Here is an 11,196-nt window from a genome sequence, read left to right as displayed (position 1 = left end):
ATCTTAAACGGAGGTATTCCATGAATGATAGAGTAATGAAATTCAAACGGGCCAGAGTGGAGCTTCCTCTGCATCTGATGTTGATCCCGGGCGTGATCGTTACGTTGATCTATGCGTACGGCCCGATGGCTGGCATTGTGATGGCCTTTCAGAAGTTTAGGCCGACTTTAGGTTTTTTTGAATCCAAGTGGATTGGCTTCGACAATTTCGAATATGTGTTCAACTTGCCAGATACGCTTCAAGTCATTTGGAACACGTTTATTATCGCTTTATTAAAAATTATATTTGGGCTTATCGTTCCGCTTGCCTTGGCTCTGCTTGTGAACGAGATTCGAAAAGTATGGTTTCAACGCATGATGCAAACCAGCGTTTTTCTCCCCTTTTTCTTATCCTGGACCGTCCTGGGAGGCGTTCTGTTCGAAATCTTTTCGCTCAAGGGGCCGATTAACGGCCTGATCGAAGCGTTCGGCGCGGAGCCCATTATGTTTATGGGCAGCAACGGCTGGTTCCGGGCGATATTGGTCGGGTCCGACGTTTGGAAGGGCATGGGGTATAACATGATTATTTTCTTGGCGGCTATCACGGCCATTAATCCTAGCCTGTACGAAGCGGCCGAAGTGGACGGGGCCGGCAAGTGGAAGCAAATGCTTCATATTACGCTGCCAGGCATGGCGCCGATTATTATATTGCTCACGACGCTTAGTTTGGGCGGTTTATTAAATGCCGGGTTTGATCAAATTTTGATTTTATACCATCCGACGGTGTACGAGAGCTCCGACGTCATCGATACGTTCGTCTACCGGATGGGCATATTCGATCAGTTATACGGACCGGCTGCTGCCATTGGATTATTCAAGTCCGTCATATCGACCGTGCTCGTCGGCGTGTCTTATTGGATGGCTTTCCGGTTCAGCAATTACCGAATTTTTTGACAGGGTGGTGAGAGGGCTTGTTTTACAAAGAATCGCTTCCTAGAAGAGCGTTCGTCATCTTCAATTACGTGCTGTTAGCTGTCGTTACGCTGCTTGGCATTATACCATTTATTCATCTGCTCGCCGTTTCGCTGAGCTCCAATATCGCCGTGTCGGCGGGAGAAGTAACGTTATGGCCCAAAGGATTTACGCTGGAGGCTTATCGCTTCCTCGGTCAGAAGGTTGAGTTTATCCGGTCGCTTGGCGTTTCGCTGCAGAGGGTCGTGCTCGGCACTTTCATTAACATGCTGCTTACGATTCTCACGGCTTACCCGCTGTCGAAGGAAGTAAGGCAATTCCGATCCAGAACGATTTACGTATGGTTTTTTGTATTTACGATTTTTTTTGGCGGCGGACTGATCCCGTCCTATATCGTCGTGAAAGAAACGGGACTTATGAATTCGATATGGGCGCTTATTATACCGGGTGCGCTTAGCGTATGGAACATGATTATGCTGCTTAACTTCTTTCGAGGCATATCGAAGGATTTGCAGGAGGCGGCTCTGATCGACGGCGCCAGCCATTGGCGGCTTCTATGGAGCATCTACTTGCCGATATCCAAGCCGGCCATCGCCACGATTCTGCTCTTTACGATCGTCGGGCATTGGAATTCGTGGTTCGACGGCATTCTTTACTTGAACTCGCCGGAGCAATACCCGCTGCAAACGTATTTATCGACGCTCGTCACATCGATCAACAAGACGATGATCGGAGTCGACGATTTGAACGACTTGCAAAATTTGAGCGAACAGACGTTGCGGACGGCTCAAATCTTTTTGGGCGCGCTCCCGATCATGCTCGTCTATCCGTTTTTACAGAAGCATTTTACGAAAGGCATCACGATTGGCAGCGTGAAGGAATAACGAAAAATCCGACCACAAGTTGAAGGAGGGCGGAGATGAAGCGAGTAACGGAATTGAAAATGGTTGAAGGCGAATATTGGTGGGGAGGCGCGGTATCCGACGGCATATATATGCCGTTCGGAACGGAGACGTTCGCCAGAGAGCTGAATCCGAATCTGACTCCCAACCAAGCTGCGCCAATATTGATCTCGAGCAAAGGCAGATTTGCTTGGTCGGAAGATCGGCTAAGGTTCGAATTCAAAGACGATTCGCTGTTTCTTGAAGGTGGGGCGGCGGATATTGAAATCGAGGACGGTTACGAAAGCTTGCGCGGAGCGTACAGGGCCATTCAAGCGAAGAAGTTCCCGGCCAAGGGACAAATTCCGGACGAATCGATGTTTACGCATCCCCAGTACAATACGTGGATCGAGCTTATGTACGATCAGGATCAGCATCGGATCATCAAGTATGCCGAGTCGATCGTTTCGAACGGGATGCCTCCTGGTCTGCTCATGATCGACGATAACTGGCAGGAAGACTACGGGGCGTGGGATTTCCATCCGGGAAGGTTCGAGAATCCCCGGAGGATGGTCGAGCGCCTTCATGAATTGGGCTTTAAAGTGATGCTGTGGACGTGCCCGTTCGTCAGCCCGGACAGCGCCGTGTTTCGCGAGCTGTCGCGACTAGGCTATTTGATCAAAAACGAGGACGGTACCGTTGCAATCCGGGAGTGGTGGAACGGCTTTAGCGCCTTATTGGATTTGACGAATCTGGCCGCGAACGAGTGGTTCGAAGCACAATTGAATCGACTGAAAGATCAATACGGCATTGACGGTTTCAAGTTCGACGGAGGGGATCCGATGTACTACCGTGACTCGGATCAATGCGCCGCGCGGACGACCTCGAACGGACATTGCGAAGCCTATGCGAGGATCGGATTAAAGTACCCGCTGAACGAGTACCGGGCATGCTGGAAGCTGGCCGGAGAACCGCTGGCCCAACGATTGTGCGACAAAGCGCATAGCTGGGGCGAAGACGGACTCGCCTCCCTTATTCCGAACGGATTGTCTCAAGGCTTGATGGGTTACGCCTTCACATGTCCCGATATGATCGGAGGCGGCGAATATATGAATTTCCTTGCCAACTCGGATCATTTGGACGAGGAGTTGTTCGTCCGGTACGCCCAATGCTCAGCCTTGTTTCCGATGATGCAGTTCTCTGCAGCGCCTTGGAGGGTGCTGAACAAGGAGCATTTCGGTTATTGCGTCGAAGCTGCGAAGCTGCATGCTGAATTCGGAACCCTCATCGTGGAGCTAGCCAATCATGCGGCTATGACGGGCGAACCGATAATGCGGCATATGGCTTATGAGTTCGCGGGTGGAAACTTCGAAGAGGTTAACGACCAATTCATGCTCGGAAGCGAAGTGCTGGTTGCGCCAGTCATTACGAAGGGAGCGGAAGAAAGAACGATCCGTTTCCCCGTCGGAATATGGTGCGGCGACGACGGAAGCGTCGTACAGGGACCGTGCGAAACGATGGTAAAGGCTCCTTTATCGCGATTGCCTTGGTATAGGAAGGAAGCTTAGTTTAAGACACAGGAGGAGAGTTGTTGCATGAAGCATCCGTTAGAGAAGTTCGAGACCCGTTCCGTCAGTTCGCTGGCGAAAGTATTTCCCGATGTGCCGTTAACCGAAGCGACGTATGCGAAAGGATCCATGTTAGCGAACGAGACCTATTCCTATCAAGTGGCATACCGATCGGACCGGCTTCGGAAAGGGATACGCGTGAAAGTCGAAACGGCTATCGCAGAGTGGATCGCGGTCCGAAGCGTCGGCCTCGTCCCGTCGGAGCTTCCGGCGTACCATGATCATGACGAGCATGTGCTTCGCGCTACGCCCGGACTATATCCCGATCCGTTGTATCCGCTGACGGAGATCGATGGGGTGACCGCGCTGCCCGGACAATGGCGGTCGTTATGGATATCCGTAGAGCCGGGGGCGAATGCAAAGCCCGGCCAGCATGTCATCAGCCTGGCGTTCGAGTCAGCTGAGGGAGAGCGGCTTGGGGAGGAGACATTTGAGCTGGAGATCATTGCTGCGCATTTGCCGAAGCAAAGGCTGATGCATGCGGAATGGTTCCATGTCGATTGCCTGGCGACGTATTACGAGGTGGAAATCTACGGAGAGAAGCATTGGGAGCTTATCGACCGTTATGTGCAAACGGCGGTCCGTCACGGGATCAACATGATCCTGACGCCGTTTCTGACCCCTCCGCTCGATACGCAGGTAGGCGGGGAACGGCCGACGGTTCAGCTGCTCGACATTGAGGTGACCGCTCCCCATACGTATTTGTTCGGCTTCGATCGGCTGAAGCGATGGGTAGACTTGTGCCGGAGCCGGGGAATCGAATATTTCGAGTTTTCCCATCTGTTCACCCAATGGGGCGCGAAGCATGCGCCGAAAGTGATGGCGACGGAGCAAAGCGAATACAAGCGGATATTCGGATGGGAGACGGATGCGTCGGGAGAAGCGTACGGCCGATTCCTGTCGCAATTGCTGCCGGCGCTGATCCGTTGGATTCAAGAGAATGACCTGGAGCGCTGCAGCTTCTTTCATATTTCCGACGAGCCGACGATCGACCACTTGGAATCGTACGGAAACGCCAGCCGCATCGTGCGGCAATATTTGGACGGCTTCCCGATTATCGACGCCTTGTCCGATTACGACTTCTATGAGAAGGGGCTTGTCAGAAACCCCGTTCCCGCCAACAACCATATGGTTCCATTTGTAGAGAATGGAGTGTCGCCCCTGTGGACTTATTATTGCTGCGTGCAATACAAGGAGGTTTCCAACCGATTCTTTAACATGCCGTCTGCGCGCAATCGGATATTGGGCATCCAGCTTTATAAATATAACGTCTCCGGATTTTTGCATTGGGGCTACAATTTCTGGTATTCGCAATATTCGCGGCAAGCCGTCGACCCTTACCGCGTAACGGATGCGGACCGCGCATTCGCTTCCGGCGACTCTTATTTGGTCTATCCCGGCGAGGACGGTCCGATCGAATCGATCCGACTGGAGGTGCTGCATGACGCGCTGCAGGATTTGCGGGCGCTGCAGCTGCTTGAGGACATTTACGGCAGAGCCTACGTGTTGAACGCTTTGGAAGAAGGACTCGACGAGCCCATCACGTTCACCCGTTATCCCCGGGAAGCTTCATGGCTGCTGTCGAAGCGCGAATGGATCAACCGCAAATTGCAGGAACATACCCATCTTGTCTAAAAATTCTGGAGGTGCCGTTATGGCTTACGTGACCGTATATCCGGTTGAAAATAAGGTCGATCTGATCCGCAATCCTTGTATGGGCTGGGTGCTATACATTGATGCCTTCGAGGGAGGATTCCCCGAGGCGAGGGCTTATTGGGCATTACAACAAAACAATGCGGCTAAAGCGAGCATTTTTTACGTCAGGCTGCCATGGTCGATCGTCGAACCCCAAGAAGGAAAGTATGCATGGGACGAGGACCCCAACTTCAAGCTGCTCATTCAGATGGCGTTGGAACGGGGCTTAAGGCTGGCATTCCGCGTTTATGTGGACAGCAGGGACGCCTTTATTCAAGCGACCCCACAATATGTATTTGATGCAGGGGCTGAAGGGTATGCTAACCATGAGAAGCACTCTTCATTCCTTACGCCTTATCTATATGATCAGGTGTTCCAAGAGAAGCTGACCCGGTTCATTGAAGCTTTCGCGAGACAATATGACGATCCCTCCGTTGTTGATTTCATCGATGCTCAAGGGCTCGGCTGGTGGGGAGAGATGCATAACGTCAACTATTTGACCGCCTCCCAGAGAAAGCAAGTGTTCGAGTGGATTACGAACGTATACAGCTCGAATTTTAAACGAGTGCTATTAGGCGCCCAATACGGAGAAAATTCGTTTGAATTGCCGCTGCAAGATTGGGCGCTCAGAGAGAAAGGGTACATGATTCGCCGCGATAGCTTTGGGAGCCCGGTCTGGTTCATAGAGGAACATAAAGACAAGATAAGAAGCCATTGGCCGAACGTGCCCGTATTTGCAGAGAACTGCTATCACGGCTTCGCAGGGAGGCCTGAATGGTATCAGGAAGACGGGTTTGCGACGTTGAGGGATATGATGGAGAAGGTGGTGAGCGACGCCGAAGAGCTGCATGCCAACACGCTCGACCTGCGTTACCCCGAGGATGCGACGCTGTGGACGGAGACCGCTCCGGATTTGGTGCAGAGGTTCGCAGTGAACGGCGGCTATCGGCTTGCCCTCTCGTCAATTGAATACCCGGAAGAAGCAGCCGCCGGAGAAGATTATTTGATTTCCCATGTTTGGACGAACAGCGGAGTAGGCATCATCCCGAATCGTCTGCGCAATTGGGATTACAAGTACAAACCGGCATTTGCTTTGTTGGACGAGGCAACCCATACGCCGGTCTTACGGATCATCGACGCCGCCGAACCGTCGGACTGGTTTCAAGGGCGAAGCTGCGGCTACCGCACACCGGTATCGTTCGAGGGTGTTCCTGCCGGGAAATATCTCCTAGCGGCGGCGATCGTGAATCGTGACAATGGGTTCAAGCCCGAAATCGGGCTGGCGATCGACAACGAGAAGACATCGGATGGCTGGTATATCCTTGGCCGGCTGGCCGTTCGATAGGGCGGTCTAGGGGCGCAAACCGTAACTCCTGTCGAGAATACGATGGGTTTCCTTCGTCACCCCCCCAAGGGCTGGGCGCTCTATTTGGAGGAGTACGGCTCAAGCTTTCCGAATGCCGTAACGTACTGGAACCAGCAGGATCCGAATATGGGGAAAGCGAGCATCCTCTATATTCGGGTGCCATGGTCGCGAATGGAACCGACGGAAGGCCATTATGCATGGAACGAAGACGCCAACTTTAAGCTGCTTACTCAGATGGCGAAGGATCGCGGCTTGAAGTTGGCGTTTCGAGTCTTTGAAGACAGCCAGGACGTGCACATGCAGGCGACGCCGCAGTTCGTATTCGAAGCCGGAGCCCAGGGATACGTCCCTCAGTCGAATGCGGGCTTCAAAACGCCTTATTTGACCGATCCCGTATGCAAACAAAAGTTTGAAAATTCGGTCAATTCCTTCGCCCCAAAGTTTGATGACCCGTTACCCGTCTTTATCGATGCGCAAGGCTTGGGATGGTGGGGAGAGATGGGACCGGCGCAGCTCGGCTATATGAACGCCAGAAAAAAAAACGATACCTTCCAGTGGATTGTCAATCTGTATAGCTCGAAGTTCAAAAAGGTGCTGCTCGGCGGTCACATGGCAACTTTTTCAGGGATTTGGGACATGGGCCAGCTCTTGTGACGGCAATACGAGCCCTCTGGGCGACATGCTGACCCGGGTTATTAACGATGCGAAGGAAACGCACGCCAACACCCTTGACTTGCGCGGGCCGCGGGACGCTGTTCTACCAGCTATGGGTTAATGAGGATGTGGGGGCGAGATCGAATACGGCCGCATCGCAGGCGGTTATTCAGCAATCCCAACTGACCGTATCTGCGACAAGCGAGGAAACTGTTAGTGAACACAACGCCGCCTCTCAAGCTATCGATGGCAAAGCGCTGACCATCTGGCATACGAAGTGGAATCTATCGAACCCTCTGCCACAGTCCATTACGTTCAATCTTGGGGGAACGCATAACGTGAACGGGCTTAAGTATTTGCCCAGACAAATCGGCAGCAACGGCACGATAACGAGTTACATAATATACGTTAGCTTAGACGGGGTAAATTACACGCAAGCGGCCGCCGGCGCATGGGCTAACGATGCGACGGAAAAGACGGCGGTTTTCACCGCGACGTAAGTTGGAAGCGCTTAACGGGAATGGCGGATGGGCGTCCGCCGCCGAGATTAATCTACTGTACAGGCTATAACGATTGCTAACGAAGAATGAGATTTTGAGGAGGAACGAAGATGAAAAAGTATATTTTGGTCATGCTGGTTTGCGCCATGCTGCTGTTGGATTTGTTGGGTTTGTCGTACGGTTCTAAAGTCGAAGCCGTCGAGACGGTGGAAGCTACGAATGTGGCGCTGCAAGCGACGGCGAGCACGACGGGCGTCACCGGTCAAAACGATATCCGAAATATTATCGACGGAAACGATGGGTTCGGATGGGTGACCGGCAATCATGAGCTGCCTCAAGACGTCGTGCTGGACTGGGGCGATAAGAAAGTGAAAACAAACAAATTAACGCTGTTAACCAACTACGGTCCGGGTCAAGGCATTACCAAGCTGGACGTTGAGTATTTCGACGGGACGGATTGGAAGACGGCGAGAGCGGACGTCGCGATCGACTGGAAGATGAACGAGCAACTAGCGGAAGCGATTGATATCGCCATTCCCGAAATCGAAACGACTAAAATTCGTCTTCATGTGGAGGAAGCGAATCTCGCTTGGGACGGCTTTGCGATCATCGAGCTGAAGGTATGGGGCGAGCTGGAATGGACGGCGGATATGGTGGCTCAATCGATAACCGCCATCGATCAGCCGGACAGAGGTCAGACGCGGCTGACGCTGCCCGCCGTACGAAGCGGCTTTGATGTTCGGATTCTGTCCTCCGACCGGGAAGATCGGATTGCCCTAGACGGGACGATAACGCAGTCGCAAGACGCGGCGACCGTTACTCTCGTATTTGAGGTTACGAATAGAGCCGACCAGTCAAAGGCGGTTACTTCGCCCTTCAAAGTTGAGGTGCCCGGCGTTCCGCCTGCGGATTACGCGACGATTGCTCCCTTGGAAGACAAAACAAGCATCATAAAAAACCCGGCGATGGGTTGGGTGCTCTACGTCGAAGAGTTTCCTCAGCCGCTGATCGATGCTGAGGAGTATTGGAGCGCCGTCGATCCTTATATCGAACCGGCGAGCATCCTCTATATCCGGGTGCCGTGGTCCCGCATGGAGCCGGAGGAAGGCCATTATGCGTGGAACGAGGACGAAAATTTCAAAAAACTGGTGGACATGGCTTTGGAACGGAATCTGAAGCTTGCTTTCCGCGTCATTGTGGACAGCCAGGATGTGCATATGCAGGCGACGCCGCAGTTTGTGTTCGATGCGGGTGCTCAAGGTTATGAGACAAGCTCTAACGCGAGCTTTCAAACGCCGAAGCTGACGGACCCGGTCTTCAGGGAGAAGTTCGAACGATTCGTAGCCGCTTTCGCCCGCCAATACGACGATCCGAGTAGGGTCGACTTCATTGACGCGCAGGGTCTCGGATGGTGGGGTGAAATGCATAATATAAAAGGTTTGAACAAAGAGGAAATGAACGATACGTTTAAATGGATCACCAATCTATATAGCTCGGAGTTTAAAAGCGTGCTGCTCGGCGGACAGTATGGCAACGTGTTCGATGACGAGCTTGAGGAATGGGCGATCAACGAGAAAGGTTATATGATTCGCCGAGACAGCTATGGCAGCCCCGTATGGTTCCCGCAAGGGGACAAGGATAGCATCAACGCTCATTGGCCGGACGTTCCCGTATTTGCCGAAAACTGTTACCAGAGCTTCGTATATCGGCCAACGGCTTGCGACAACATGGCTAGACCGATTCATGACATGTTAACCCGGGTTGTGGACGATGCTATATATACGCATGCCAACTCGCTCGACTTGCGCCATCCGGAGGACGTCAAGGAATGGGTAACGAATCATCCCGATTTGGTTCAGCGGTTCGCTCTCGAGGGCGGGTATCGTTTGGTGCTGAACGATGTCGCTTACCCGGTCTCGATGACTGCCGGGCAATCGTATCCGATCTATCATTCGTGGAGCAATGCCGCGGTCGGCAAATTGCCGAACGATATGCCGAATTGGGAGCATAAATACAAGGTCGCGATGGCGCTGCTGGACCGGGAAACCCACGCGCCGGTTCATATCGAGATAGACGATACGGCGGAACCGTCCGACTGGATCGCTGGCGACAACTATTATTACACCGGCATGCTGGACTTAAAGAATGTACCCGCCGGCGACTATGAGCTGGCAATGGCGATTGTCGACAGTACCAATAGGAATGAACCGGCCATCCAATTGGCCGTCACAGGAATCCTAACGGATAGCGGATGGTACAAATTGAGCGATGTTCGTATAGCGCCGGCCGACCGCACGCCAGAAACACCACCTACTCCACCGACAACAACGCCGGAGAAGCCGCCAACGTCAATGGAGACTATGATATCGGGGAATACAGTCACAGTTACGGCTGTTCAAGACGATAAAGGAAACGCATCCATCACGGTTTCGGAGGCCGATCTGCAGGAGGCGGCAGGTACGGGCGGCAAGACGGTCGTTGTTACTGTGAAGCATCTTACTGCTTCATCGCCGAACAGCGTTACAATGAAGCTTCCGGTAGGACAATTGAGGAAGATGGGAGACCAAAGCCAATCTCTAGTACTGAACGCGGGACTGGCTACCGTGACGCTGTCCGCAGAGCAGATAACTCGAGAGATCGGGCAGGACGGCAAGCAACTGCAAATGTCCGTAAGCAAGGCAGACATCTCAAACTTGTCGGAGGACGAGCGCGATCAAATCGGCAGCCGTCCGGTATTCGACTTCACGCTGAGCGTTGATGACAGTATCGTTAGTCAGTTCAAGCAAAAAGGCGATGTGACGGTACGCATTCCGTATAAGTTGAAAGCGGGAGAAAACCCGAGTCAAATGATCATATACTTCATCTCGAATAAAGGGGAATTGGAACTCGTAAAGAACGGAAAGTACGATAAGGCAACCGAAAGCATGATATTTAGCCCTAGTCATTTTAGCCGTTATGCAGTCGCTCACCGGAAAGTCATATTCACAGACATTACTAGCCTTGCATGGGCAAAAGATAGTATTGAAGCGCTGGCTTCCCGCGACATCATAAAGGGAGTAAAAGAGGGTCTATTCAATCCGCAAGGCGAAGTGACTCGGGCGGAGTTTCTAACGATGCTGGCGAATGCATTGGGAATTGCAACGGATAGCGGCAAGCCGCAATCGACTTTTAGTGATGTGATGGTAGGCCAATGGTATACCAATGCCATCTATTCTGCGCAGCGGCTTGGCATTGTCAATGGCAAGGGTGACGGCACATTCGGTGTGAACGATAAGATCACCCGTCAGGATATGGTGGTCATCCTCTATCGGGCTTTGAAATTGAGCAAACCGGCAATCGTCGCTTCATCTTTCAAGGATAAATCGTCGATACGGACCTATGCGCAAGAGGCTGTTCAAGCGGTGTTTGAGGCGGGCTTCATCAAAGGTTTGCCAAACGGCAACTTTAACCCGCTTGAAGGAACGACGAGAGCAGAGGCGGCCGTAGTCATTCACCGTATTATTCAATAATTAATAATTTCGA

At 52.4% G+C, this 11,196-nt stretch carries 8 protein-coding genes; all 8 read left to right on the top strand.

Going from position 1 to position 11,196, the window contains the following annotated elements; genetic code table 11:
• The first annotated feature begins 20 nt into the window (after nucleotides 1-20).
• Entirely contained in the window at nucleotides 21-932 is a 912-nt protein-coding gene (locus RCO25_RS18310; protein WP_308997581.1) for an ABC transporter permease, read from the top strand.
• A 17-nt stretch (nucleotides 933-949) separates the two neighbouring features.
• The gene (locus RCO25_RS18305; RefSeq protein WP_308997580.1) at nucleotides 950-1,834 is read left to right on the top strand and encodes a carbohydrate ABC transporter permease; all 885 of its coding nucleotides are present in this window, start codon (nucleotides 950-952) and stop codon (nucleotides 1,832-1,834) included.
• A 35-nt stretch (nucleotides 1,835-1,869) separates the two neighbouring features.
• On the top strand, nucleotides 1,870-3,399 hold the full coding sequence (locus RCO25_RS18300) for a glycoside hydrolase family 31 protein (protein ID WP_308997579.1): 1,530 nt from the start codon (nucleotides 1,870-1,872) through the stop codon (nucleotides 3,397-3,399).
• A gap of 27 nt (nucleotides 3,400-3,426) precedes the next feature.
• Complete coding sequence (locus RCO25_RS18295) at nucleotides 3,427-5,094, top strand: DUF4091 domain-containing protein (protein ID WP_308997578.1); 1,668 nt, start codon at nucleotides 3,427-3,429, stop codon at nucleotides 5,092-5,094.
• Nucleotides 5,095-5,113: 19 nt separating this feature from the next.
• A complete protein-coding gene (locus tag RCO25_RS18290) occupies nucleotides 5,114-6,499 on the top strand; it encodes a hypothetical protein (RefSeq protein WP_308997577.1) in 1,386 nt (461 codons plus the stop codon).
• 42 nt (nucleotides 6,500-6,541) lie between these two features.
• Nucleotides 6,542-7,174: a hypothetical protein gene (locus RCO25_RS18285; RefSeq protein ID WP_308997576.1), complete on the top strand. Its 633-nt coding sequence runs from the start codon at nucleotides 6,542-6,544 to the stop codon at nucleotides 7,172-7,174.
• A gap of 47 nt (nucleotides 7,175-7,221) precedes the next feature.
• Nucleotides 7,222-7,674 (top strand): discoidin domain-containing protein, encoded by a 453-nt coding sequence (locus RCO25_RS18280; RefSeq protein WP_308997575.1) that lies wholly within the window; start codon nucleotides 7,222-7,224, stop codon nucleotides 7,672-7,674.
• Between the two features lie 110 nt (nucleotides 7,675-7,784).
• Entirely contained in the window at nucleotides 7,785-11,183 is a 3,399-nt protein-coding gene (locus tag RCO25_RS18275) for an S-layer homology domain-containing protein (RefSeq protein WP_308997574.1), read from the top strand.
• Nucleotides 11,184-11,196: the final 13 nt, after the last annotated feature.

Source organism: Paenibacillus sp. LHD-38, assembly GCF_031157315.1.
Taxonomy (GTDB): Bacteria; Bacillota; Bacilli; order Paenibacillales; family Paenibacillaceae; genus Pristimantibacillus.
Note: the sequence above shows the minus strand (reverse complement) of the source record. Positions and strands in the feature narration are given on the sequence as shown.